23 protein-coding genes are annotated in these 26,166 nt (G+C 29.2%); all 23 read right to left on the reverse strand.

The window, feature by feature from the left end; all coding sequences use genetic code 11:
* Positions 1 to 9 precede the first annotated feature (9 nt).
* The gene (truB, locus tag CP523_RS00655; protein WP_066676368.1) at positions 10 to 888 is read right to left on the reverse strand and encodes a tRNA pseudouridine(55) synthase TruB; all 879 of its coding nucleotides are present in this window, start codon (positions 886 to 888) and stop codon (positions 10 to 12) included.
* The gene (locus tag CP523_RS00660) at positions 888 to 1,862 is read right to left on the reverse strand and encodes a DHH family phosphoesterase (RefSeq protein ID WP_066676369.1); all 975 of its coding nucleotides are present in this window, start codon (positions 1,860 to 1,862) and stop codon (positions 888 to 890) included. Before CP523_RS00660 ends, truB begins: the two co-directional genes overlap by 1 nt.
* Before the next feature lies 1 nt (position 1,863).
* Complete coding sequence (gene rbfA / locus CP523_RS00665) at positions 1,864 to 2,214, reverse strand: 30S ribosome-binding factor RbfA (RefSeq protein ID WP_066676374.1); 351 nt, start codon at positions 2,212 to 2,214, stop codon at positions 1,864 to 1,866.
* A gap of 17 nt (positions 2,215 to 2,231) precedes the next feature.
* Positions 2,232 to 4,283, reverse strand: coding sequence for a translation initiation factor IF-2 (gene infB, locus CP523_RS00670; RefSeq protein WP_066676377.1), 2,052 nt, complete (start codon positions 4,281 to 4,283; stop codon positions 2,232 to 2,234).
* A 15-nt stretch (positions 4,284 to 4,298) separates the two neighbouring features.
* Positions 4,299 to 4,613: a ribosomal L7Ae/L30e/S12e/Gadd45 family protein gene (locus CP523_RS00675; protein ID WP_066676378.1), complete on the reverse strand. Its 315-nt coding sequence runs from the start codon at positions 4,611 to 4,613 to the stop codon at positions 4,299 to 4,301.
* Positions 4,606 to 4,872: an RNase P modulator RnpM gene (gene rnpM, locus CP523_RS00680; protein WP_066676382.1), complete on the reverse strand. Its 267-nt coding sequence runs from the start codon at positions 4,870 to 4,872 to the stop codon at positions 4,606 to 4,608. Before rnpM ends, CP523_RS00675 begins: the two co-directional genes overlap by 8 nt.
* A 14-nt stretch (positions 4,873 to 4,886) precedes the next feature.
* The gene (nusA, locus tag CP523_RS00685) at positions 4,887 to 5,990 is read right to left on the reverse strand and encodes a transcription termination factor NusA (RefSeq protein ID WP_066676383.1); all 1,104 of its coding nucleotides are present in this window, start codon (positions 5,988 to 5,990) and stop codon (positions 4,887 to 4,889) included.
* 16 nt (positions 5,991 to 6,006) lie between these two features.
* On the reverse strand, positions 6,007 to 6,465 hold the full coding sequence (rimP, locus tag CP523_RS00690; RefSeq protein ID WP_066676384.1) for a ribosome maturation factor RimP: 459 nt from the start codon (positions 6,463 to 6,465) through the stop codon (positions 6,007 to 6,009).
* Positions 6,466 to 6,743: 278 nt separating this feature from the next.
* A complete protein-coding gene (locus CP523_RS00695) occupies positions 6,744 to 11,069 on the reverse strand; it encodes a PolC-type DNA polymerase III (protein ID WP_066676385.1) in 4,326 nt (1,441 codons plus the stop codon).
* Between the two features lie 98 nt (positions 11,070 to 11,167).
* On the reverse strand, positions 11,168 to 12,217 hold the full coding sequence (gene ispG, locus CP523_RS00700) for a flavodoxin-dependent (E)-4-hydroxy-3-methylbut-2-enyl-diphosphate synthase (RefSeq protein ID WP_066676388.1): 1,050 nt from the start codon (positions 12,215 to 12,217) through the stop codon (positions 11,168 to 11,170).
* 12 nt (positions 12,218 to 12,229) lie between these two features.
* Positions 12,230 to 13,249, reverse strand: a complete 1,020-nt coding sequence (gene rseP / locus CP523_RS00705) for an RIP metalloprotease RseP (protein WP_066676389.1) — start codon at positions 13,247 to 13,249, stop codon at positions 12,230 to 12,232.
* A 12-nt stretch (positions 13,250 to 13,261) separates the two neighbouring features.
* Complete coding sequence (gene dxr / locus CP523_RS00710) at positions 13,262 to 14,422, reverse strand: 1-deoxy-D-xylulose-5-phosphate reductoisomerase (RefSeq protein ID WP_066676394.1); 1,161 nt, start codon at positions 14,420 to 14,422, stop codon at positions 13,262 to 13,264.
* Positions 14,423 to 14,425: 3 nt separating this feature from the next.
* Entirely contained in the window at positions 14,426 to 15,403 is a 978-nt protein-coding gene (locus tag CP523_RS00715; protein ID WP_120140415.1) for an AI-2E family transporter, read from the reverse strand.
* Positions 15,404 to 15,504: 101 nt separating this feature from the next.
* Positions 15,505 to 16,299: a phosphatidate cytidylyltransferase gene (locus CP523_RS00720; protein ID WP_066674648.1), complete on the reverse strand. Its 795-nt coding sequence runs from the start codon at positions 16,297 to 16,299 to the stop codon at positions 15,505 to 15,507.
* Between the two features lie 17 nt (positions 16,300 to 16,316).
* On the reverse strand, positions 16,317 to 17,072 hold the full coding sequence (locus CP523_RS00725) for an isoprenyl transferase (protein WP_066674646.1): 756 nt from the start codon (positions 17,070 to 17,072) through the stop codon (positions 16,317 to 16,319).
* A gap of 51 nt (positions 17,073 to 17,123) precedes the next feature.
* Entirely contained in the window at positions 17,124 to 17,681 is a 558-nt protein-coding gene (frr, locus tag CP523_RS00730) for a ribosome recycling factor (protein WP_066674644.1), read from the reverse strand.
* A gap of 11 nt (positions 17,682 to 17,692) precedes the next feature.
* On the reverse strand, positions 17,693 to 18,409 hold the full coding sequence (gene pyrH, locus CP523_RS00735; RefSeq protein WP_066674642.1) for a UMP kinase: 717 nt from the start codon (positions 18,407 to 18,409) through the stop codon (positions 17,693 to 17,695).
* Between the two features lie 73 nt (positions 18,410 to 18,482).
* Positions 18,483 to 19,391 (reverse strand): translation elongation factor Ts, encoded by a 909-nt coding sequence (gene tsf, locus CP523_RS00740; protein ID WP_066674640.1) that lies wholly within the window; start codon positions 19,389 to 19,391, stop codon positions 18,483 to 18,485.
* 83 nt (positions 19,392 to 19,474) lie between these two features.
* Positions 19,475 to 20,176 (reverse strand): 30S ribosomal protein S2, encoded by a 702-nt coding sequence (gene rpsB, locus CP523_RS00745; RefSeq protein WP_066674638.1) that lies wholly within the window; start codon positions 20,174 to 20,176, stop codon positions 19,475 to 19,477.
* A 222-nt stretch (positions 20,177 to 20,398) separates the two neighbouring features.
* Positions 20,399 to 21,175: a GTP-sensing pleiotropic transcriptional regulator CodY gene (gene codY / locus CP523_RS00750; protein ID WP_066674637.1), complete on the reverse strand. Its 777-nt coding sequence runs from the start codon at positions 21,173 to 21,175 to the stop codon at positions 20,399 to 20,401.
* A 221-nt stretch (positions 21,176 to 21,396) separates the two neighbouring features.
* A complete protein-coding gene (gene topA / locus CP523_RS00755) occupies positions 21,397 to 23,496 on the reverse strand; it encodes a type I DNA topoisomerase (RefSeq protein ID WP_066674635.1) in 2,100 nt (699 codons plus the stop codon).
* 44 nt (positions 23,497 to 23,540) lie between these two features.
* Positions 23,541 to 24,611, reverse strand: coding sequence for a DNA-processing protein DprA (gene dprA, locus CP523_RS00760; RefSeq protein WP_066674633.1), 1,071 nt, complete (start codon positions 24,609 to 24,611; stop codon positions 23,541 to 23,543).
* A complete protein-coding gene (locus CP523_RS00765) occupies positions 24,608 to 26,125 on the reverse strand; it encodes a YifB family Mg chelatase-like AAA ATPase (RefSeq protein WP_066674631.1) in 1,518 nt (505 codons plus the stop codon). The genes dprA and CP523_RS00765 overlap by 4 nt, the downstream gene beginning before the upstream one ends.
* Positions 26,126 to 26,166: the final 41 nt, after the last annotated feature.

Consider the following 26,166-nt stretch of genomic DNA (forward strand, 5'->3'; position numbering starts at 1 on the left):
TACGATCTCCTAGCTGTTTAATAATTTTTCCATTTTAAAGCCTTGATTATTTTTTCTTCCAAGCCCAATAAAAATTTCATCTTCATTGTAAACTCTATATAATTTATCAATTTCAATTTTATCTTTAGAAATTCTATTATCAAAAACTCTAACTCCATTTATTAAAAGTTTTCCATATTTATTCCCTACAGTAATTTTTTCATAGGTTTTAAGAGCTTCTTCCATTGAAATAATATAATTACTTATATTATCTTCTGTTAAATCATCTATATTTATTGAATCCTCTTCAAGAAAAACTGATGTTTTAAATCTTTTTAAATCTGTCATACAAGCACCAACCCCTAGAGCTTCTCCTATATCAAAACAAAGACTTCTTATATACGTTCCTTTAGAACAAGTAACCTTCATTCTTATATAGGCTCCTTTAATAACAACATTTTCTATATTATATATCGTTATTAATCTTCCTTCTCTATGAACTTCAATTCCTCGTCTTGCTAATTCATAAAGTCTAACTCCATTTTGCTTTAGAGCCGAATACATAGGTGGAACTTGAGAATATTCACCTACAAAAGAATATATAGCCTTTAATATTTCATCATCATTTAAATGATTTATATCTTTTTCTTCTATAATATCCCCTTCTAAATCATAGGTTGTAGTTTTAACGCCTAATTTAAACTCAACTTCATAACCTTTTTCTGTATTCATAATATAATCTATTATCTTAGTAGCTTTACCAATACAAACAGGAAGAACTCCAGTAGCCTCTGGATCTAAGGTTCCTGTATGTCCTACTTTTCCTGTACCTGTAATTTTTTTTATCTTTCGAACTACATCAAATGATGTCATTCCTTTATTTTTAAAAATATTTATTACGCCATTCATTAATGCAATTCTTTCTCTATTTGTTCTAATATTCTATCCTTCGCTTCATCCATACAAATTCCTTTAAGGGTTATGCCCGCAGCTTTTACATGTCCGCCGCCGCCAAGTGATTCTGCAATATTCCTTACATCAAAATCTGACTTTGATCTTAAGCTTGCTTTTGAACCATTTTCAATTTCTTTAATAAGAACAGCTACTTCTACACCTTTTATTTGTAACCCAAAAGAAATTATATCGGATGTATCTTGAAGTTCAACTCCAAGTTCTTCAGCATAAGATTTAGGTATCTGTATTAAAGCTACTTTTTTATCCAATAAAAGTTCCATATTATTTAGTGCTTTACCTATTAGTCTCACTTTTTCAAAACTTTTATTATCAAAAAGATTCTGATGAATTAAGGTATTATTCACACCTACTTTTTTTAGTTTAGCTGCAATTGTATGAGTTTTAAAAGTTACATTGGAATGTCTAAATGCACCTGTATCTGTAACTAATGAAGTATAAAGACACTGTCCAATCTTTAATATATCTTCACTTTCTTCTTCAAAATTTATCCCCATATATTCTAATAGTTCAAAAACTACCTCTGCTGTTGCAGCTGCTGAATCATCAACGTAATTTTCATCACCATAATAATCATTGGATATATGATGATCTATATTTATTATTTTACCTTTAAAATTCTTTAAATTTCCAGATATTCTTTCGAAATTACCACAATCTAAAACTACCACAGTTGTAGTATTTTCTAATGGAGTATCTACGTTACCAGTTGCCTCCTCTGACAAAGGAAGAAACTTCAAATTATCTGAAAGAGTATCTTTAGATATTAAATACGCATCTTTTTTTAACTTTCTCAAAGCATTTAATAATGCAAGTGCACTACCTACAGCATCACCATCTGGTGATGCATGATAGGTAATGCCTATTTTATTACTATTTAAAATGCTCTTACTTATATCATTTAAAGACATATTACTTTTCCTTAGCCCTTTCTATTAGCTCATCTATTCTCATTCCATAACCTATAGATTCGTCTAATTCAAAGATTATTTGTGGTGTATTTCTTAGATTTACTCTTCTGCCTATTTCTCTTCTTATATACCCACTAGCACTTTTTAATGCTTTAAATGTTTCAGTTTTTTCTTCTTCATTTTTTCCAAATACACTTACGAAAACTTTAGCGTATCTTAAGTCTTTAGTAACCTCAACTGCAGTAACTGAAACCATTGCAGTCATTCTTGGATCCTTTATTTCATCTCTTATTATAACGCTTATTTCCTTTTTAACTTCTTCGTTTATTCTTCCACCTCTATAGCTAGCCATTTAAAATCACCTCTTTATTAAAGCTCTTTTCTCTTAATTGCTTCCATTGTGTATGATTCTATAATATCGCCCTCTTTAAGATCATTGAACTTTTCAACGCTTAAACCACATTCATATCCAGCATTAACTTCTTTTACATCGTCTTTAAATCTCTTTAATGAAGCTAGTGTTGATTCGAATATAACTATTCCTTCTCTTATTACTCTAACTTCTGAGTTTCTTAATATTTTACCGTCTAAAACATATGAACCAGCAATAGTTCCTACATTAGATATTTTATAAACTAATCTAACTTCTGCTTTACCATTTATAACTTCTTTATACTCTGGATCAAGCATTCCTATCATAGCTGATTTAACATCTTCTATTGCATCGTATATGATTCTGTAAGTTTTAATGTCAACGCCTTCTTTATCTGCTATTACACTAGCATTACTGTCTGGTCTAACATTAAAACCTATAAGTATTGCGTTTGAAGCAGTTGCTAAAGTAACATCTGTTTCTGTTATTGCTCCAACACCACCATGGATTACTCTTACTTTAACATCATCGGTTGAAAGTTTTTCAAGAGATTGTCTTATAGCTTGAACTGATCCTTGAACGTCAGCCTTAACTATAATTGAAAGCTCTTTAACTGAACCTTCTTGTATTTGACTATATAAATCTTCAAGAGAAACTCTATTAGATGCTTGGAAGCTTTCATCTTTAGCTTTTTGTTTTCTTGCTTCTGCCATATTTCTAGCTGTTTTTTCATCTTTAACTACAACAAATCTATCTCCCGCTGATGGAACTTCTGAAAGTCCTAAAATTTCTACTGGAATTGATGGACCAGCTGACTTTATTTTCTTTCCTTTATCATCAAACATAGCTCTGATTCTACCATAAGTAGTACCTACTAAAATTGAATCTCCAACATTTAAAGTACCATTTTGTATAAGTAGTGTAGCAACAGCCCCTCTACCTTTATCAAGTTTAGCTTCTATTACTGTACCTTTAGCTTTTCTATTAGGATCTGCTTTAAGCTCAGCCATTTCAGAAGTTAAAAGTACCATTTCTAATAGTTGATCTAAATTTTCACCAGTTTTTGCTGAAACTGGAACACATATTGTATCTCCACCCCAGTCTTCTGAAACTAAACCATATTCAGTTAATTCTTGCTTAACTTTATCTGGATTTGCTCCTGGTCTATCCATCTTATTTATAGCAACTATCATTGGAACTTCTGCTGCTTGACAATGACTTATGGCTTCTTTAGTTTGAGGCATAATTCCATCATCTGCTGCAACAACTAATATAACAACATCAGTAACTTGAGCTCCTCTTGCTCTCATAGCTGTAAATGCTTCATGCCCTGGTGTATCTAAGAATGTTAACTTTTCTCCATTTAAATTAACTGTATAAGCTCCTATATGTTGAGTTATTCCACCTGCTTCTGTATCAGTAACTTTTGCTTTTCTTATAGCATCTAATAAAGATGTCTTACCATGGTCAACATGACCCATAACTGTTACAATTGGAGGTCTCTTTACTAAATCTTCTTCTTCTATATCTTCTTCTTCAAAAGTGTCTAATTCTTCTGTTTCTTCCTTTTTAACTATTAAACATTCATATTTTTCACATACCTTTTCAGCAGTAGCAAAATCTATTTCTTGATTGATTGCTGCCATAACACCTGTAAATATTAATGTTTTTATAACGTCAGCTGAAGGTTTTCCTAGCTTTTCTGATAATTCCTTAACTGTAATGGTTTCTCCCATTTCTATAACTCCAGATCCACCTTCTCCAACAGTTCCTTCTTCAACAGATTCATCTTTTCTCTTTTTCTTTTTCTTCGCTTGATTATTAACAGCTTCTGCTAATTCATCTTCATATTCATCAACAATTGTCTTTTGACCATTTGCTGATTCGCTTCCACCTAATAATTCCTTTATTAGTTCAGCATCCTCATCTTCTATTACGCTCATATGATTTTTTACATCTACGCTAAACTCATCCATTAATATTGTTATTAAATCCTTTGAACTTACGTTAAGTTCTTTTGCCAATTCATACACTCTGATTTTTGACAATAAAATCACCCCCGGTTAAATTTTGTTTTTTCCCTCTTCATAAAGGGTATTAAGCTTTTTAGCCATATTTTCATCACTTATAGCTAATATTTTTACTTCTTCTCTTCCTATTGATATTCCTAATTCTTCTTTAGAAAAATCTTCAATGTATAATATATTATTTATATTACAATGGTTTAAAAATTTTTTTCTTGTACTTTCTGATGCATCCTTAGAAATTATAAAAAGATATATTTTTATTCTATTTCTCTGTTCGTTACATTTACTGTATCCTTCAATTAGATTTCCGGACCTTTTTGCTAATCCTAGAAAGTTAAAAAATTTATTCATTTTCTATCTCTTCCTTTAATTTTCTGTATATAGCTTCATCAATAGTAACATCTAAATTTCTACTAAGCCTTTTTGCCTTAAAAGCCTTTTCTAAACATGCTGAATTTTTGCATATGTATGCACCTCTTCCAGACTTTTTACCAGTTAAATCTACAGATACATCTCCATCTGGACTTTTTACAACTCTAATAAGTTCTTTTTTAGGTTTCATTTCCATACATCCTGTGCACATTCTAAGTGGAATCTTTTTTACTTTCATAAAATATTCCTCCCTTATTCTGCTAATGTTTCAGTTGTTTCTACTACTTCTTCAGCTGCTTCTAATTTAGCTGCTTCTGCTTGTGATTTGCTCTTTATGTCTATTTTCCAACCAGATAACTTAGCTGCAAGTCTTACATTTTGACCTTCCTTACCTATAGCTAATGAAAGTTGATTATCATCAACAACTACTTTAGCTGATTTATTTGATTCATCTACTTTAACTTCCAATACTTTAGCTGGACTTAATGAACTTGCTATAAATTCTTCTGGATCTTTACTCCATTTTATTATATCAATTTTTTCACCTTTAAGCTCATTAACTATATTTTGAACTCTAGAACCTTTAGGACCAACACAAGCTCCCATTGGATCAACATTTTCATCATTTGAGTAAACAGCAATTTTACTTCTTGAACCAGCTTCTCTTGATATACTCTTAATTTCTACTATTCCTTCAAATATTTCAGGAACTTCTAGTTCAAATAACCTTTTTACTAATCCAGGATGTGTTCTTGAAACTAATACTTGTGCGCCTTTAGAACCATTTTTAACTTCTACTACATATAGTTTTAGTTTTTCATTAAATTTATATTCTTCTCCTGGCATTTGTTCATTTGGACCAATTGCTCCTTCTATTCTACCTAAATTAACAAATACATTTCCTTTGTCTTTTCTTAGAATAGTTCCTGTTATAATGTCATATTCTTTTTCTTTATATTCTGAATATACTATAGTTCTTTCAGCTTCCCTAATTCTTTGTGTTACAACTCCCTTTGCAAGTTGTGCTGCAACTCTTCCAAAATTCTTTGGTGTAACCTCTAAATCAACTATATCATCTAAATCATATCTTGGGCTTATTTCTTTAGCCTCTTCTATACTTATTTCTGTTACACCATCATATACATCTTCTACCACTACTTTTTGTGCATATACATGTATTTCCCCTGTTTCTCTATCAATTGTTACCTTTACATTTTGTGCTGCTGTAGTTGGACTTGCATAATTTTTCTTATATGCTGCAACTAATGCATCCTCTATAGTAGTAAATATTAAATCTTCGCTAATTCCCTTATCTTTCACAATTTCTTTAAGAGCACCTATAAACTCTTGGTTCATTTTTACATCCTCCTTATTAAATTTCCCCATCTAAATTTGCTGATTTTATTTTATCTTTTGGTATTGTTACTAAATCTTTATCTTCTACAATAATTACATCTTCTTTTACTTCTTTTAGTACACCTTTTACATTTTTTCTTCCATCTAATGACTTTGTAAATCTAATTAAAACTTCTTTACCTATTTGCTTTTCAAAATGAGCATCTGTAAATAATCCTCTATTAAGACCTGGTGATGATACTTCAAGGAAATATGCTGTTGCAATAGGATCCTTTTCATCTAACACATCGCTTACTCTTCTTGATAAAGCTTCACAATCTGACAAAGCAATGCCGCCATCTTTATCTATATATATTCTTAAATAATATTCTCCATTTTCCTTAACATACTCAATATGATAAATTTCATAATTTAATTCATCGGCTATAGGTCTTACTAATTGATCGATAGTTTGTATTAAGGCATCAACTTTCATACTAATCCTCCTTTTCTATATTCAGTTTTTATTTTTTTAAAGCTTACTAAAAAACTATATTAAAAAAGCAACTAAGAGTAGTTGCATTTAAATAGAAAGAGCGGGTAATAAACATTCCCACTCCACTCTCCAGCTATTAGTAAATTACTTCTTATACAATATTATCACATATTGTAAACTAAAACAAGGGGTAAGCTGGATAAATTACAAACACACTATAATTATTACTTACCCCTTATTTCTATTTATTATACTTAAACTATATATTAAATATTTAATTAGAATAATGATAATTGATTAGTTTCTGACATTCCATCTAAACATCCATGATTAGTTAAAGTTTCTATAACAGTTTTCGAAACTTTAGATCTTAATCTTAAATCCTCTTTTGAAATAAATTCTCCATTTTTTCTTGCTTCTACTATACTCTTTGCTGCATTTTCTCCAACACCTTGAAGTGCATTTATAGGTGGTCTTATTCCATCTTTTTCGATTTTAAACTTTACTGCTTCTGATTCATATAAATCTACTTTTAAAAATTTAAAACCTCTTACATAAAGCTCATATGATAATTCTAGAACTGTAATCATACCTTTATCTTTAACTGTTATCTTTGTTCCAAGTTCATATAATTCATCTAGTCTTGCTTTAACTGCTGATGCACCCTTACATATTAGGTCTGCATCAAAATCATCAGCTCTTACAGTAAAATACGTTGCATAATAGGCTTCTGGATAATAAACTTTATAATATGCTATTCTAACTGCCATCATAACATATGCAACAGCATGCCCCTTAGGGAACATGTATTTTATTCTCTTACAAGACTCTATATACCAATCTGGAACATTATTTTCTTTCATTGTTTTTTCAAATTCCTCTGTAAGACCCTTTCCTTTTCTTACACTTTCCATAATTGTAAATGCCATTTTAGGTGGTACTCCAGCATACATTAAATAAATCATAATATCATCTCTTGTTGATATGCAATCTTTAAGTGTTGTGTAACCTTCCTTTATAAAATGTTGTGCATTATTTAACCATACATCTGTACCATGAGATAAACCAGATATTCTAACTAAATCTGCAAAACTTTTAGGTTGTGTATCTACAAGCATTCCTCTAACAAATTTAGTCCCAAACTCCGGAAGACCATAACTACCAACTTCACACCCAAGCTCCTCTTTAGTTACTCCTAATGCATCTGGAGATGTAAATAATGAAATTACCTTTTCATCATTTAATGGTATGGTCTTAGGATCTAGTCCTGTTAAATCTTGAAGCATTCTAAGTACTGTAGGATCGTCGTGACCTAGTATATCTAACTTTAAAAGTCTACCTGATATTGAATGGTAATCAAAATGTGTAGTAGTTACATCTGATGTAGGATCATCTGCTGGACGCTGTATTGGAGTGAAATTATATATTTCATTATCACTTGGAACAACCATTATTCCTCCAGGATGTTGTCCTGTAGTTCTTTTTATTCCAGTACATCCAATAGTTAACCTTTCAATTTCTGCATTAGACACTCTAATTTCTCTTTCATCCAAATATTTTCTAACATATCCGTATGCCGTTTTTTCAGCAACTGTACCTATTGTACCTGCTTTAAATACGAATCCTTTACCAAATAATACTTCTGTATATTTGTGTACTTCCCCTTGATATTCACCTGAAAAGTTAAGATCGATATCAGGTTCTTTATCTCCTTCAAAACCAAGAAAGGTTTCAAATGGTATATCATGACCATCTTTTTTATATTTAGTTCCACAATCTGGACAAACTTTGTCTGGCAAATCTGCTCCAGAGCTTACAGATCCATCTAAAAAGAACTCAGATTTTTTACAATTTGGACAAACATAATGTGGAGGAAGTCCATTAACCTCAGTAATATCTGACATAGTAGCTACAAAAGATGATCCAACTGAACCTCTTGATCCAACTAAATATCCATCTTCTAGGGATTTAGCAACTAATTTTTGTGCTATAAGATATAAAACTGCATATCCATTACTTATAATAGAATTTAATTCTTTATCAAGTCTTTTTTGAACTACTTCTGGAAGAGGATCTCCATAAATTGAATGAACCTTTTTCATAGTCATATTTCTTATATCATCATCTGCACCTTCAATTTTAGGTGGATAAGTTTCATCAGGAATTGGTTTTAAAACCTCTACAGATTCAGCAATTAATTGTGGATTTTTAACAACTACCTCTTTTGCTATTTCCTCTCCAAGATAAGAAAATTCTTTTAACATTTCCTCTGTAGTTTTTAAATATAATGGTGGCTGCTTATCAGCATCACCAAAACCCTTACCTGCCATTATTATTCTTCTAAAAGCTTCATCATGAGGTTCTAGAAAATGAACATCTCCTGTAGCAACGACAATCTTATTACATTCTTTAGCCAAATAATATATTTTTTTATTTAAATCCCTAAGTTCGTCTTCATCTTTAACTGACCCCTTTTCTATTAAAAAGCTATTATTACCTACAGGTTGAATTTCTATGTAATCATAAAAGTTCATTATTTCTTTTATTTCTTCATCTTCTTTTCCTGCTAAAACAGCTTTATATACCTCCCCTGCTTCACAAGCTGATCCTATAATAAGCCCATCCCTCATTTCCATAAGACGACTTTTTTTACTTCTAGGTCTTTTAAAGAAATTCTCAATATGAGATTCTGAAACTAATTTATATAGGTTTTTTATTCCTTCTTGTGTTTTGGCTAATACAATTATATGATTAGTATTTTCTTTTCTTATATCTATGTTACTTAAAAATTCTTTATTTAAACTTTTTAAATCACTTATCTCTTTTTCTTCGATAATTTTTTTTAAAGATATTAGAAAAATTTCGGCTGTTGCCTTTGCATCATCTACAGCTCTATGATGATTTTCAAGTGATATTCCAAGATATTTTGCAACCACATTAAGCTTAACCCTTTTTAAGTCTGTATATAAAAATCTACATAATGGTACAGTATCTAAAATTGTATTATTAAATTCTAACCCTAAATCCTTACAATTCTTTTTTATAAAACCTGTATCAAAAGAAGCATTATGCGCAACTACAACGCTATCTCCTACAAACTCTAAAAATTTTGGAAGTACAGTTGCAATAGTTTCAGCACTTTCAACCATTTCATCAGTTATACCAGTAAGTTCAGTTATTTTATATGGTATTTTACATTCAGGATATATAAATACACTAAAATTATCTATTATTTCTTTCCCCTTAACTTTAACAGCTCCAATTTCTATTATTCTATCATTTTTAGCCGAAAAACCTGTTGTTTCTATATCAAAAACTACATAAGTATCATCAAAATTTTGTCCTTTTTCATTTATAGCTATTGGAACTCCATCATTTACTAAATATCCCTCTACTCCATAGATAACTTTAATTTTATTTTTCTTAGCTGCTATTTGAGCATCTGGAAAAGCTTGAACTACTCCATGATCTGTTATTGCTATAGCAGGATGCCCCCATTTAGCTGCTTTTTCTATAATTTTTCCTACAGAAGTTATACCATCCATAGCACTCATAGTTGTATGACAATGAAGTTCTACTCTTTTTTCTTCTGCACCATCCATTCTTTCGCTTTTTTTCATTTTAATAATGTCTCTACCCATTATTACAACTTCTCTAGCATAGGTATCATAAATAGCTTCTCCTCGTACCTTACAATATAAACCTTTTTTAATTTGATCTAAAACATCATCTTTTTCTTGTGGCTTTAAGAAACATTTTACTGTTATAGAACTTGTATAGTCAGTTATAAAAAATGTTAAGATAGTTTTTCCTGTTTTAGTTTCTACAATATCCGTTTTGAAAACTTCTCCTAAAATTGCTACTATACCTGATGTTTCATCTATTTCAGCTATAGAAATAACTTCATTACTTATTCCTCTTCCTATAATATTATTTTCTGTTTTAGGCTCCCTTTTAAACTCTCTCTTTTCATAAGTTTTCTTAGGTTTATCTTGTTTAGGTTCCTTTTTAGCTTTTGATACCTCATTAGAAATATTTCTTCCACTAAATATTTCTTTTAATACTTCAGCCTCTTTTTTAATCTTTTCATTATTATCTTCCTTAATTTCAAGTGATTTATCATATTCTAAATAAACCTTAACTGTAATTCCAAATATGTTTTCAATATTTTTTGCTATTTCCTTTGGAACATTTTTAGATTCTGCATGTTCAAGTATTGTATCATAACCGGTCTTTATTATTACTTTTGAATCTTTAATTTCTTTAACACCCTTCATAAGCAAAACTTTAGATAATGGTGTTTTTTTAATTACGCTTTCTGTAACCTCTATCCAATGATTATCAATTATTTCTTTTATAGAAATATTAGAAACATCTCTATAAAATAGAATTTCTATATTAATATCTAAATTCAGATTATTTTTTACAGCCCTTTTAACTTGTTCTTCTTCATCTTCAGCTAAAGATTCTTTTCCTCTTAATACTACTTTTAATAAATTGCTTTTCCTTAAAAATTGAAATCTTATAATTTTAATATCTTTATCTTCTAAGGATTCATTTTTATTTATGTCTTTTTTTATTTTCTTTATGACTTCTTCACTCAAAATATCACCCCCAAATTAGAATCAATGGAACTAAAAGAATGAAGAGATTAAAAGAAATAGAGAAATCTCTATTTCTTTATTCTCTTCATTTTATTATTTTATAAATTTTCTATCTCTTTCATTAATTCTTCAATTAGGTTTTCTTCTTTTACCTTTTTAATTATTTTACCCTTCTTAAATATTATACCTTCACCTTTTCCACCAGCAATTCCAATATCAGCTTCCCTTGCCTCACCTGGTCCATTAACCACACAGCCCATTACTGCAACCTTTATATTTTTATTTATATTTTCTAATTTTTTCTCTACTTCTTGGGCTATTTTAATTAAATTTATTTGAGTTCTACCACAAGTAGGACAAGATATAAATTGTAATCCATTTTCTTTTAAGTTAAGAGCTTTAAGAATTTCTTTTGCTACCTTAATTTCCTCTATAGGATCACTTGTTAATGATACTCTTATGGTATCTCCTATACCTTCTGCAAGTAATGTTCCAAGTCCTATACTTGATTTTATAGTCCCTCTAAAAGGTGTTCCTGATTCTGTAACTCCTAAATGAAGAGGGTAATCTACAGTTTCACTCATAAGTCTATATGCTTCTATCATCATAGTAACATCTGATGATTTTATTGAAATTACCATATCGAAAAAATTTAATTCTTCTAATATTTTAACATGCCTCATTGCTGATTCAACTAACCCCTTAGCAGTAGGTTTTCCATCTCTTTCAAGTATATCCTTTTCTAAAGATCCTGAATTAACCCCTATTCTTATTGGAATCCCTTTTGCTTTAGCTGCCTCTGCAACCATTTTAACTCTTTCTTCACTTCCAATATTTCCTGGATTTATTCTTAAAGCTGAAACTCCATTTTTAATAGATTCTAATGCTAATCTATAGTCAAAATGTATATCTGCAACTACAGGAATAGGTGATTTTTCACATATTTCCTTTAAAGCTTCAGCTGCTTTAGAATCTGGAACTGCACATCTGATAATTTCACAACCTGCTTTATATAAAATATTTATTTGCTCTAAAGTCTTCTCAGTATCTCTTGTATCTGTATTAGTCATTGATTGAATTGAAACATTAGCATCTCCACCAACATAAACATTCCCAACCTTAACTTTTCTTGTTTTTCTTCTTTCCATTTTTACCTCACATTAAAATTTAATAGGAAATAATATATCCTTTATTGTTACTAAAATCATAAGTCCAAATAACGCTATCATTCCTATATAGTTTATTGTACCAACTATTCTATCTGGTACTTTTCTTTTTGTTATTAGCTCTATAAGTAATATTATAGTCCACCCTCCATCTAAAGCTGGTATAGGTAACATGTTAAACACTGCTAAATTTACACTTATGAAAGCTATAAAATGCATAAGATTCCAAATACCATTTTGGGCTGCAACTCCAGTCATTCTTATAATAGTAACCGGTCCTCCTACATCTGTTTTTAAGTTTGCTTCTCCAGTTACTAACATTTTAAGTCCTTTAAAAGTTTGAACTACCGCAGTTGCTGTCTTATTGAAACTTTGTTTAAAACTTTCAAACATAGTTGGATTTTCCTTAACAACAAATGAAAATCCTATTCTATAACTTTCTATTTCATTTTCCTTTACTAATTCTGGAGTTATTGAAATTTCTTTTTTCTCTCCATTTCTTTCTATTAAAAAGTTTACTGGATTATTCTTTGCCATGTTTATTGCAACTCTTATATCATCAGCTGAAAGTATTCTACTTTCATCTGCTTTTAAAAACTTATCTCCAACTTGAAGTCCTGCCTCATAAGCAGGGGATTTATCTGTAATATTACTTACTTCTGGTAATGCATATCCTGCCTTACTTAAATAAATTGTAAAAATAAATATTGCAAGTAAAAAATTCATAGCTGCACCAGCTACTATAACACTTATTCTTCTAAGGGGTGATTTTGCCGAAAAACTTCTTTCATCTTGAACATCTTCCTCTTCCCCCATCATTTTTACATATCCTCCAATAGGTAACAAACCTATTGAGTATGTAGTTTCTTTTCCTTGAGTTTTAAATATTTTAGGCCCCATACCTATAGCAAATTCTTCTACTTTTATACCATTAGCTTTTGCCATTATAAAATGTCCAAGTTCATGAACAATTATAAGTAAACTAAAACCAAGTAATGCAAAAATTATATACAATATCTTTTCCTCCTAATTCCATTTTCCTCTTATATATTCTCTTACTTTTTTGTCTAAAATTATAATATTATCTAAGTTTAACTCTTTATATTTTTCTTTTTCAAAATACTGCATACATTCTTCTATTATATCAGCTATTTGAAGGAATTGTATTTTTTCCTCTAACAATAATGCTACTGCTTCTTCATTTGCCCCATTTAATATTGTTGTAGCTAATCCCCCCTCTTTTCCTGCCTCATATGCTAATTTTAAACATTTAAATGTTTCAATATCAGGTTCTTCAAAGGTTAATTCCTTTATTTTTGAAAAACTTATAGTTTTAGCTATTTGAGCTTTTCTTTCTCTTTTATTAATTGCATATTGAATAGGAAGCCTCATATCTGCTGAGCCTAATTGAGCTATTATACTTGCATCTTTATATTCTACCATTGAATGTATTATACTTTGTTTATGAACTACAACTTCTATATTTTCATAAGGACAATTAAATAAAAAATGTGCTTCTATAACTTCAAGTCCTTTATTCATAAGTGTTGCTGAATCAATTGATATTTTTTTTCCCATATTCCATTTGGGATGTTTAAGAGCATCATTAACTGTGACATTTTTTAAATCATCTATTTTTTTTCCTCTAAAAGGCCCCCCTGAAGCTGTTAAAATTATTTTATTTATATCTTTTTCAGTATAACCACTTAAAGCTTGAAATATAGCACTATGTTCAGAATCTACCGGTAAAATTTCAACCCCCATTTCCTTTGCCTTTTTCATTACTATTTCACCAGCAACCACTAATGTTTCTTTATTAGCAAGTGCAATATCTTTTCTAGCCTCTATAGCTTTTATAGTTGGTTTAAGCCCTATCATCCCAACTACAGATGTTACTACCATATCAATTTCTTCTAAGGAAGCTATTTCTTCTAATCCTTCCATCCCCTCTAAAACTATAATATCTAAAAAATTTTTTAATGTATATTCTTTAATTTTTTTAGCACTAGCTTTATCCATCATAGCAACATATTTAGGTTTAAATTCTTCTATTATTTCCTTCATTTTATCTACTGAAGAATTAGCTGTAACACCAATTAATTTTATATCTCCATTTGATTCTCTTATTACATCTAATGTTTGTGTACCTATTGAACCTGTTGCCCCTAAAATTGAAATATTTTTCATACTTTACCTCCTAATAGTTTCTTCTTGTTCATTATAAATTATATCTTTTGCTATTATACAATAAATAGGACCTGCAATTATACCCACAAATCCAAACATCTTTACCCCTACATAAATTGAAATCATTACTACTAATGGATGTATATCAAGTTTATTACTTAAAAACTTAGCCTCTAATACTTCTCTAATAACTTGAATTAAAAAATACAATCCTATAAATCCTATTACTAGTAAATATCTTTTCATTATAATATTGTATATTATAATTGGTATAAAAACAATTATTGTTCCAACATAAGGCAAAATATCTAGAATACCACATATAATTCCTAAAAACAGGCTATTATTCATCCCCAAAATTTTAAAACCTATTATTGTTATTAATGCTGTAAAAAATACTAATATTATTTCTATTTTAAATACTTCCTTTAAATTACTTTTTTTAATATATATATTTCTCACAACCTCTTTAGGTAGAATCATAGATAAAAGCTTATATACCTTATCCTTATCAACTAAAACAAAATATGTAGCAATGTTACCTATAAAATAACTTATTAACCCCTCTCCAGTTATAGAAGCACCTTGAAGTATTATAGAGCTATTTAATATTTTACTTAAATTTTCAATAACCTTATTTAAATCAAAATTTAATAAAACCTTTATGTTATTAAAAAAGTTATCTACAGCTAAAGTATTTTCAACATAAAATTTTTGAAACAATGTTATTAAGGTATTTCCAAAATAAAATATTATAAAAAATAAAGTTATATTAACTATTATCAAGCTAAAAATTGCTGAGATATTTTTGTTTATATTTCTTTTATTAATAAATTTATATATAGGATGATTTATAAGTAACATAAAAGCTATAATAAAAAATGGAGTAAAATATTCTTTTATTAGAAATGTAATTAAAACAAAGGTTATAAAAAGCACCATTAATTTTATAACCTTTGTGTACTTATAATCTATTTTCATTTTTCACCACCTAATATAATTATATTATGATTATATTACTTATATATCTTTATAATTACAAAAAGAAACTACTTCAAAATTACTTTGAAGTAGTTTCTTTTTTAAATTTTTACTATAAATGTTAAATAATAAAATACTACTGTTGCATTAAAGAGAATAGAATCGAATCTATCCAATATTCCACCATGCCCTGGTATTAAATTACTATAATCTTTTATTCCTACATATCTCTTTATAGATGATGCTACTAAATCTCCAAATTGCCCCATAATACCACATAAAGCTCCCATTAAGAAGAAATGTATTATTTGAACTTCTGGAGTGAATTTACCTACTATAATTCCAAATATACCACAACCAAAAGTACTTCCTAAAAAACCTCCTATAGATCCTGCTATAGTTTTTTTAGGACTTACTTTTGGACATAATTTTTTCTTTCCAAAATATTTACCTGAATAATATGCAGCAGTGTCTGCAAGCCAAGATCCTAAAAATATAATCCAAACTAAATACTCTCCAGAAATTTTACTATTTACTAAGGGTATAAAGCTAAATAATATTCCAACATATATAAATCCAAGTATAGTTAATGCTACATCTATAAACGTATATTTTAAATCAATTACTGGAAAACAAAGTAATATAAATGAACTAAATATTAAAATAAAAATTAATATATTAAAATTATTGCCTGTTAAATAAAATAATGCAAGCATTATATAAGAAATTAAAGGAATAGGCCTAAACTCCTTTTGTTTAAGTGCATTAAAAAATTCATATAACCCACAAATCGAAAGCACAATTGTAAAGGCTTTAAGATATATACCGCCTAAAAATATAAATATTATAAAAGGTGCTATCATCAGCGCTCCTAAATATCTATTATTTGATTTCACATTTTTCACCTCAACTTCTATACTCCACCATATCTTCTATCTCTATTTTGATAATCATATATAGCTTTATGTAAATGTTCTTCTTTAAAATCTGGCCAGCATATATCTGAATACCAAAATTCTGAATAGGCACATTGCCATAATAAGAAATTACTTATTCTTTGTTCACCTGAAGGTCTTATAATAAGATCTGGATCAGGAATATTTTTTGTGTATAAATATTTTTCAAAGACTTCTTCTGTAATATCTTCAGATTTTAGTATTCCCTTTTTAACATCCTCAGATACAAGTTTTGTTGCTCTAATTATTTCATCTCTTCCACCATAGTTAAAAGCTATATTCATAACAACACCTTTATTATTTTTAGTAAGATTTATTGCATTTTCAACTTCTTCTCTTACTTCCTTTTGAAGTTTTGAAATATCTCCTAGTATTTTTATTACTACACCATTTTCATTTAACTCTTTAAGTTCACTTCTTAAGTACTCTACTAGTAACTTCATAAGAGCACCTACTTCTTCTTGTGGCCTTTTCCAATTTTCAGTTGAAAAAGCATATAAAGTTAAATATTTTATATCTAATTTATGTGCTTCTTTTAAAACTCTTCTAATAGTTTCAACTCCAGCTTTATGTCCCATAGTTCTTGGAAGCTTTCTTGCTTTAGCCCATCTTCCATTTCCATCCATAATAATTGCAATATGTTTTGGAATATTATTCTTATCTATTTCAATATTCTTTATTTCTTCTTTATTATTTTTAAAAAACTTAAACATAAAACCTTCCTCCTCCATTTATATAAGGAAAAAACCTGCTAAGAGCAGGTTTTAAATTGACATAATCTCTTTTTCTTTTGCTACAATTATAGCATCTATTTCTTTAACAAAAGAATCTGTTACTTTTTGAACATTTTCTTCTGCACTTTTAACTTCGTCTTCTGAAATATCTCCATCTTTTTTTAATGCTTTTATTTTATCATTTGCATCTCTTCTTATTGATCTTAATGCTATTTTTGCATCTTCTCCTGTTTTCTTAACATTTTTCACAAGATTTTTTCTTGTTTCTTCTGTTAATTCTGGAACTATAAGCCTAATTATTGATCCATCATTTGATGGGTTTATTCCAAGGTCTGATACTAATATAGCCTTTTCTATATCTTTTAATATATTCTTTTCCCATGGAGTTATTACTAATACTCTTGGTTCTGGAGCTGATATATTAGCTACTTGATTTAATGGACAAAGACTTCCATAATAATCTACTTGTATTCTATCAAGCATAGTTGGGTTAGCTCTTCCAGCTTTCATAGTTGAAAGATCCTTTTGAAGAACTGAAATAGTTTTTTGCATTTTTTCTTCTGCAGTCTTAATAATTCCTTTAATCATAAATATCCTCCTTATTTTTTAGATGAAACTAAAGTTCCTATTTTTTCTCCTGATATAGCCTTTTTTATATTTCCTGATTGTTCTAATCCAAATACTAATATTGGAATATTGTTGTCCATACATAATGAAGTTGCAGTAGAATCCATTACTTGTAACCCTTGTTCTAAAACTTCTATATATGTTAGAGTATCATATTTTTTAGCATCTGAATACTTATGAGGATCCTTATCGTAAACTCCATCAACTTTCTTAGCTAAAAGAATTACATCAGCTTCAATTTCTGCTGCTCTTAAAGCTGCTGTAGTATCAGTTGAGAAATAAGGATTTCCTGTTCCTGCTGCAAATATAACTACTCTTCCTTTTTCTAAATGTCTAACTGCTCTTCTCCTTATAAATGGTTCAGCAATTTCTTTCATTTCAATAGCAGTTTGAACTCTTGTCATTACTCCTATTTGCTCTAATGAATCTTGAAGAGCTAATGCATTTATGCAAGTAGCCATCATACCCATATAATCAGCTTGAGATCTGTCCATTCCTTCTCCGCTTCTACCTCTCCAAATGTTTCCGCCGCCTACAACTAGGCCAACTTCTACATTCATATCTACTAAAGCCTTAACCTCTAAAGCTATTCTCTTTATTATATCAAAATCAAATCCGAATCCATTTTGACCTGCTAATGCTTCACCTGAAACTTTAAGTATTACTCTTTTATATGCGCACTTATCCATAATTAGTACCTCCATAAATTTAATGACTACTTATTTTTTAAAAAAAGAGAACACACAAGTGTTCTCTTCGGTTTTATTTGCTCATCTTAGCTACTTCTTCAGCGAAGTTATCTTCAGCTTTTTCGATTCCTTCTCCTCTTTCGAATCTAACGAATCTAGTTACAGTTATTGGAGAACCAACTTCTTTTGATTTTTCTTGAAGATATTTAGTTATACTCTTATCTCCATCTTTAACCCAAGCTTGATCTAAAAGACATACTTCTTTATAATACTTTTGGATTCTTCCTATTACCATTTTTTCTACTATCTTTTCAGGCTTTCCTTCATTTAAAGCTTGAACTCTGTAGATTTCTTTTTCTTTTTCTAAAGCAACTTGATCTACATCTTCTTTACTTAAGAATGTTGGGTTAGCGGCAGCAACTTGCATACAAACATCTTTAGCAACTTCTGCTAAAACATCACTTGCAGTATCACAAGCTAATTCTACAACAACACCAATTCTTCCGCCGCCATGAATATAGCTTTGAACCACTCCATTTTCAACAGCAAATTTTTCAAATCTTCTAACTGTCATATTTTCACCTAATTTAGCGATTAATGCAGTTAATGCTTCTGATACAGTGTTTTCAGCATCATATTTTTCAGCTACAAATTCTTCTACAGTAGTAGATTTTGTTGTTGAAGCCATTTCTGCTAATCTTGTTGCAAAAGTAACAAATTCTTCGTTAGCAGCAACAAAGTCAGTTTCACAGTTTAATTCAACTATACCAGCAGCTTTCTTATCTTCTGATATGTAAGTCTTAACTATACCTTCAGCAGCAACTCTTCCTGCTTTCTTTGCAGCAGCAGCAAGACCCTTTTCTCTTAATATTTCAACAGCTTTTTCCATATCTCCTTGAGCTTCTGTTAAAGCCTTTTTGCAGTCCATCATTCCTGCACCAGTTTTTTCTCTTAGTTCTTTAACTGATTGAGCAGTTATCATAATCTAAATTCCTCCTAACATAATGTAAACCTTATTATCTAGATTAAAAGGTAAATGGGTATTCCCCACTCACCTCCTAAAAATTATTCAGCTAATTGTTCGCCTTGTCTTCCTTCGATTATACCATCAGCCATTTTAGCAGTTATTAACTTAACAGCTCTAATAGCGTCATCGTTTCCTGGAATTACGTAGTCAACTTCTTCTGGATCACAGTTAGTGTCAACTATACCTACAACAGGGATTCCTAATATCTTAGCTTCTGATATAGCGTTCTTTTCTTTTCTTGGATCAACAACAAACATAGCTCCTATGTTTGAAGCATCAAGATTTCTAATTCCGCCAAGGTTCTTTTCAAGCTTTTCCATTTCTCCCTTTAGCTTTATAACTTCTTTTTTAGGTAGTACATCGAAAGTACCATCTTGTTCCATAGTTTGTAAAGCTTCAAGTCTGTTAATTCTAGTTCTGATAGTTTTGAAGTTTGTTAACATTCCACCTAACCATCTGTTATTAACATAGTGCATATTTGATCTTATAGCTTCTTCTTTGATAGCTTCTTGAGCTTGCTTCTTAGTTCCTACAAATAATATGTCTTTTCCTTCTGTAGCAACTTCTTTTATAAAGTTATAAGCTTCATCTGCTTTCTTAACAGTCTTTTGAAGATCTATGATATATATTCCATTTCTTTCTGTGAATATATAAGGAGCCATCTTAGGGTTCCATCTTCTTGTTTGGTGTCCAAAGTGTACACCTGCTTCTAATAATTGTTTCATTGATATTACTGACATTTCGTTACCTCCTGGTTTTTCCTCCACTATCTTTAATGCTTACAAAGCTTCCTGTAAAAGGCACCGACTTTGTAAATAGGATAATGTGTGTATTTTATTACCTTTGTTAGTATAACATAAGGTTATTATGGTAGCAACATATTTTTTACTAATATATTAATAAAAAGTACATAAATGAAAATATGGCACAATATACTATTATATATTGTGCCATATTTTTAATTATTTAATCTTTTTTAATTCATCTAATAATTTTTCATTTAATATTTTTATATGTGTACCCTTCATTCCAAGAGATCTAGATTCTATAACACCTGCACTTTCGAATTTTCTTAATGCATTTACAATAACACTTCTTGTTATCCCTACTTTATCTGCTATTTTTGAAGCTACTAACAATCCCTCAGTTCCTTCTAATTCCCCAAAAATATGTTCAACTGCTTCTAACTCTGAATATGATAATGTTCCAATAGCTAATTGAACTACTGCTTTTTTTCTAGCCTCTTCTTCAAGTTCGTCTTGCTTAGCTCTTAAAACTTCCATACCAACTATAGTAGCACTGTATTCAATTAACACTAAATCTTCATCAGTAAATTCTTCTCCAAATCTAGCTAGTATTAATGTTCCTAGTCTCTCTCTATTTCCTATTATAGGAACTATAGTAGTTATTTTATCTTCCATAATACAACTACCTTCTCCTTCAAAAACACAAAGTCCTTTATTTCCTAAATTAGATATAGTGTCTTGTATATTTAATAACTTTTCATTATATTCTTGTGGGAATCTTTTATCATCTATAACATGCTTTCTCATTATATCACATTCAAAATTTTTAGAAAAAGTATGTCCTAATATTTTTCCTTTTCTACTTGCAACATAAACATTACAAGCTAATACTTCACTTAATAAAGAACATATATCTTCAAATGCTACTGGATCTGTTCCCGACTTTTGTAAAATTTTATTTAGCATTCTAGTTTTATTTAATAATGATGACATTTAATCATCCTCCTCATCCAAATCGTTAATAATTATTATTGTTTTTAGAAAATTTAAAATTGTCTTAATTTTGCGACTCAATCTAACTACTTATATATACTATCATAAACAATATATACTTTCAATAATTTTTTTACTATTTTCGACATTTTTTCCGGATGATAATAATTTTTTCTAATTTAAATGTATATATTATTAAATTAAACCTTTATTTTAATATATTATTCTGCTTCAGACTCTTTTTCATCTTTTTTTATTTCTTTTTTATATCCACATTCACTATTAGAACATTGAGCATAATTTCCTTTTGTCTTACTATATTTTAAAACCATATAAGATCCGCATTCTGGGCAACTATCTTTTAAAGGTTCATTCCAGCTTACAAAGTCACAGTCTGGATATCCTGAACATCCAAAAAATTTCTTACCTTTTTTACTCTTTTTAACTACTATCTTCTTTCCACATTTAGGACATGGTGTATCGATTTCTTCTACAATTGGTTTTGCATTTTTGCATTCTGGATATCCAGGACATGCTAAGAAATCTCCATATCTTCCGTGTTTTATTACCATCATACGTCCACATTTATCACATGGAACATCACTTACTTTATCTTCTATTACAACTTTAGATATTTCTTTTTCTGCCTTTTCTATAGCTATTTTTAATGGAGCAAAGAATTCTCCAACAACCTTTCTCCATTCTTCACTACCTTCCTCAATGTAGTCAAGTTTACTTTCCATATCTGCTGTAAAATCAATATCTACTATTTGTTTAAAATATTCACTTACTATATTATTTACAATAAATCCAAGCTCTGTTGGAATTAAATTCTTCTTCTCTCTATTAACATAATTTCTACTTAAAAGTGTAGAAATTGTTGGAACATAAGTACTTGGTCTTCCTATGCCTTTTTCTTCTAAAAGCTTAACAAAAGAAGCTTCTGTATACCTTGCAGGTGGCTGAGTAAAATGTTGACTTCCTATTATTGAATCTGGCGTTAACACTTCCCCTTCTTCTAACTTAGGTAATGTAACTGAGTCTTCATCTTCTTCTGTTGAATAATCATAAAGTTTCATAAATCCATCAAATTCTATAGTTGAACCACTTGCCTTTAACTTATAATCTCCATTTTTAATTTCTATACTATTTGTATTTAATTCACAGGAAGCCATTTGACTTGCCATAAACCTTTTCCAAATTAATGTATATAATTTATACTGCTCTGAAGTTAATGAACCTTTTGCAATTTCTGGAGTTATTTCTATATATGAAGGTCTTATAGCTTCATGAGCATCTTGTATATTTTTCTTTCCTTTATATACTCTAGGTGAGTTTGGAATATAGTCTTTACCATAAGTATTTGTTATAAAGTCTAATGCTTTTTCCTTAGCTTCATCTGATATTCTAACAGAATCAGTTCTCATATAAGTAATAAGACCTACAGTACCATATCCCTTAACCTCAACCCCTTCATAAAGGACTTGTGCTATTGACATAGTTCTTTTAGTCATAAAATTTAATTTTCTTGATGCATCTTGTTGAAGTGTACTTGTTGTAAATGGTGCAAGAGGATTTCTTTGTTTTTTACCCTTTTTAACCTTGCTTATTTCAAACTCTCCAGCTTCTAAATCCTTTATAATTTTATCTGCATCTTCTTTACTTGAAATTTCTAGTTTTTTTCCTTTATAAGATGATAGTTTTATATTAAATTTTTTTCTTTCTTTTTTCATTTTACAATCTACAGTCCAATATTCTACAGGAACAAATGCTTTTACTTCCTGTTCTCTATCACATATTAGTTTAAGAGCTGCTGATTGAACTCTTCCTGCACTTAATCCCCACTTTACATTTTTCCATAAAATAGGGCTAATTTCATATCCAACTAATCTATCTAATATTCTTCTTGCTTGCTGAGCATCTACTAAATTTAAATTTATTTGTCTTGCTGCTTTAATAGATGCCTTAACAGCACCTTTAGTTATTTCATTAAATACTATCCTACAATTTTCTTTATCATCAATTTTTAAAATATTAGCTAAATGCCATGATATGGCTTCACCCTCACGATCAGGGTCGGTTGCCAGATATATTTTATCTGCTTTTTTAGCTGCTCTTTTTAATTTATCAAGTAATTCACCTTTACCTCTTATTGTTATATATTTTGGATTAAAATTATCTTCTATATCAACGCCAAGCTTACTTTTAGGTAAATCTCTCACGTGACCCATTGATGCCTCTACCGTGTAATTCTTGCCAAGGTACTTACCAATAGTTTTAGCCTTTGCCGGTGACTCGACTATTACAAGATTTTGTCCCATACTAAGACTCCAGTCCTAATTCTGGAGCTTACACCCCCTTAAATTCATGTTAATTTCGCATAATAATTGCCCGGAAGGCAAATAATCTCATTTGTATTTTGCATTTCAAATAATAACTCAAATAATACCTTTCTGTCAACTTTTACCCGTTCCATAATATCATCTAAATGGCTAGGTTCATCACTTATAACAGATAAAATAAGAGATTTTATTGAATTTTCATCGTTATTTGTTAAATTTTTCTGTTCTATATTTAGCATTGTATATAAATCTTCTAGTTCTGTAAAGACTATAGCTCCATCTCTTATAAGTTTATTACATCCTAAACTATATTTTTGAAAAACAGATCCTGGAACTGCCATAACATCTTTCCCTTGTTCTAACGCAAAAGAAACTGTAATAAGAGAACCACTTTTAAGTGATGCTTCTACGACTATAATAGCTTCGCTTAATCCACTAATTATTCTATTTCTCCTTGGAAAATTATAAGAAAAAGGTTTTGTTCCTGGTAAAAACTCTGAAATTATCAAGCCAGTTTTCTCAATATCTTTATATAGCCTAGTATTATTCTTTGGATAAATAACATCTATTCCGCATCCTAAAATAGCTATGGTTTTTCCCCTACTTACTGCTACCTTATGAGCTACTGAATCGATTCCATTTGCTCCACCACTTACAATAGCCAAAGAATTTTTAATTAACTCCTCTGTTATTCTCTTTGTAATTTCAATACCATAATTAGTACAATTTCTCGATCCTACTATAGCAATTTTTCTATTATTTAATAGTGATAAATCTCCTTTATAAAAAAGTACATAAGGTGGTTCTTCTATACTTAATAATTCTTTTGGATAGTCTTTTGAATTAATTGTAATATATCCAATTTGATTTTCTTTTAAATATTTATGAAATATTTCAACATCATCTTTTCTTATTAATTTCATTTTATCTAGTGATTTTTCTCTAATTAATGAATTTTTAATTAAATCTTCTATATTATTATATATATTTTCTTCATTCTTATACTTACTTAATAATACTAACTTACTCTTATTACTAATTTTTGACAATACATACCATAATATATAATCTTCTTTTTTCTCATCTATTTTCATATAATATCTCCATTTACATTTTTTCTATATCCTATAGCTTCTAAAATATGATAATCTAAAACTTCATAAGAATTATCTAAATCAGCAATAGTTCTTGCAACTTTTATCATTTTAAAATATCCTCTAGTAGTTAAGTTATATTTATTATAATAAAACTCTAATAAACTTTTAGTACTTCTATTTATATTGCAATACTCTTCTAATTCGTTTCCCTTTAACTCTGAGTTATAATTATACACTGTATCCTTATATCTATTCTTTTGAATATCTATGGCCTTTAATACTCTCTCTTTCATTATCTTAGATGTTATTTTATCATTAGTTGTACTTATATCTTCATATTTTAATCTAGGAACAAAATTTAATAAATCTATTCTATCTAAAAGTGCTCTTGATAATTTATTTAGATACCTTCGCTTTTCATTTTCACTACATATACATTTATCATCTTCAATCCCTCCAAATCCACAAGGACAAGGATTAAATGCTCCAACTAACAAAAAGTTAGAAGGGAACAAATAATTACCATTTAACCTATTTATATTTATAACTTTATCTTCTAATGGCTCTCTTAAAACTTCTAAGATTTCCTTCTTAAACTCTAATATTTCATCTAAAAATAATACTCCATTATGTGCTAAAGTAACTTCTCCTGCCTTTATTTCTTTTCCTCCACCAACTAAAGCTGCTTTAGTTATTGTATGATGTGGATTTCTAAAAGGCCTTTTAATAAAATCTTCATCTTTAAGTAAGCCAGATACGCTATATATTTTTGCAATTTCCTTTTTTTCTTGGTTACTTAAAGGTGGTAAAATTGAAGGTAATGCTTTTGCAAGCATTGTCTTTCCCGATCCTGGAGATCCAAATAAAATTATATTATGTTTTCCTGAAGCTACTATTTCCATTGCTCTTTTAGAACTTCTATGACCTATTATTTGACTATAATCTATAAGATAATCTTCTTTTTTATCTTTTATATCTGTATTATCACATGGTAATAAATCATTATTATTTATAAATGATACTACCTCTTTTAAATTATTAAAAGGATAAAAATTTCCTAAATTAAAACACCTAACTTCTTTTAAATTTTCAAAAGGAAATATAAAACTACTCTTGTTTTTATTATCTCCTTCAAATATTATAGGAACTGCTCCTTTAATTCCTTTTAAGTCACCCCTTAATGATAATTCACCAAACATTATAAAATCTTTCAAATCACTTCTATCTATTTGATTAGAAGCCATTAATATTCCCACTGCTATAGGTAAATCTAACAAAGATCCTATTTTCTTTATATACGCTGGAGCTAGATTTACTGTAATTCTTCCTAAAGGAAATTTAAATCCACTATTTAAAATAGCTGACTTTACTCTCTCTTTAGCCTCTTTAACAGATGTATCTGGAAGACCTACTAAATTAAAGCTAGGTAATCCCTTTGTTATATCTACTTCAACATTTACTAAAATTCCGTCTAATCCATTATGTGTTGCACTTATTATTTCTATTGACATAATAATCACCCCTTAAGATTATTGACATAGAATTATAACTT

The organism is Clostridium septicum, assembly GCF_003606265.1.
Taxonomy (GTDB): domain Bacteria; phylum Bacillota; class Clostridia; order Clostridiales; family Clostridiaceae; genus Clostridium; species Clostridium septicum.

Excerpts from the sequence above, each read along its gene's own strand:
- truB (WP_066676368.1), bottom strand. The coding sequence starts at position 888 with ATGAATGGCGTAATAAATATTTTTAAAAATAAAGGAATGACATCATTT.
- CP523_RS00660 (WP_066676369.1), bottom strand. The coding sequence starts at position 1,862 with ATGTCTTTAAATGATATAAGTAAGAGCATTTTAAATAGTAATAAAATA.
- rbfA (WP_066676374.1), bottom strand. The coding sequence starts at position 2,214 with ATGGCTAGCTATAGAGGTGGAAGAATAAACGAAGAAGTTAAAAAGGAA.
- CP523_RS00675 (WP_066676378.1), bottom strand. The coding sequence starts at position 4,613 with ATGAATAAATTTTTTAACTTTCTAGGATTAGCAAAAAGGTCCGGAAAT.
- rnpM (WP_066676382.1), bottom strand. The coding sequence starts at position 4,872 with ATGAAAGTAAAAAAGATTCCACTTAGAATGTGCACAGGATGTATGGAA.
- nusA (WP_066676383.1), bottom strand. The coding sequence starts at position 5,990 with ATGAACCAAGAGTTTATAGGTGCTCTTAAAGAAATTGTGAAAGATAAG.
- rimP (WP_066676384.1), bottom strand. The coding sequence starts at position 6,465 with ATGAAAGTTGATGCCTTAATACAAACTATCGATCAATTAGTAAGACCT.
- ispG (WP_066676388.1), bottom strand. The coding sequence starts at position 12,217 with ATGGAAAGAAGAAAAACAAGAAAAGTTAAGGTTGGGAATGTTTATGTT.
- dxr (WP_066676394.1), bottom strand. The coding sequence starts at position 14,422 with ATGAAAAATATTTCAATTTTAGGGGCAACAGGTTCAATAGGTACACAA.
- CP523_RS00715 (WP_120140415.1), bottom strand. The coding sequence starts at position 15,403 with ATGAAAATAGATTATAAGTACACAAAGGTTATAAAATTAATGGTGCTT.
- CP523_RS00725 (WP_066674646.1), bottom strand. The coding sequence starts at position 17,072 with ATGTTTAAGTTTTTTAAAAATAATAAAGAAGAAATAAAGAATATTGAA.
- frr (WP_066674644.1), bottom strand. The coding sequence starts at position 17,681 with ATGATTAAAGGAATTATTAAGACTGCAGAAGAAAAAATGCAAAAAACT.
- pyrH (WP_066674642.1), bottom strand. The coding sequence starts at position 18,409 with ATGGATAAGTGCGCATATAAAAGAGTAATACTTAAAGTTTCAGGTGAA.
- tsf (WP_066674640.1), bottom strand. The coding sequence starts at position 19,391 with ATGATAACTGCTCAATCAGTTAAAGAACTAAGAGAAAAAACTGGTGCA.
- rpsB (WP_066674638.1), bottom strand. The coding sequence starts at position 20,176 with ATGTCAGTAATATCAATGAAACAATTATTAGAAGCAGGTGTACACTTT.
- codY (WP_066674637.1), bottom strand. The coding sequence starts at position 21,175 with ATGTCATCATTATTAAATAAAACTAGAATGCTAAATAAAATTTTACAA.
- topA (WP_066674635.1), bottom strand. The coding sequence starts at position 23,496 with ATGGGACAAAATCTTGTAATAGTCGAGTCACCGGCAAAGGCTAAAACT.
- dprA (WP_066674633.1), bottom strand. The coding sequence starts at position 24,611 with ATGAAAATAGATGAGAAAAAAGAAGATTATATATTATGGTATGTATTG.
- CP523_RS00765 (WP_066674631.1), bottom strand. The coding sequence starts at position 26,125 with ATGTCAATAGAAATAATAAGTGCAACACATAATGGATTAGACGGAATT.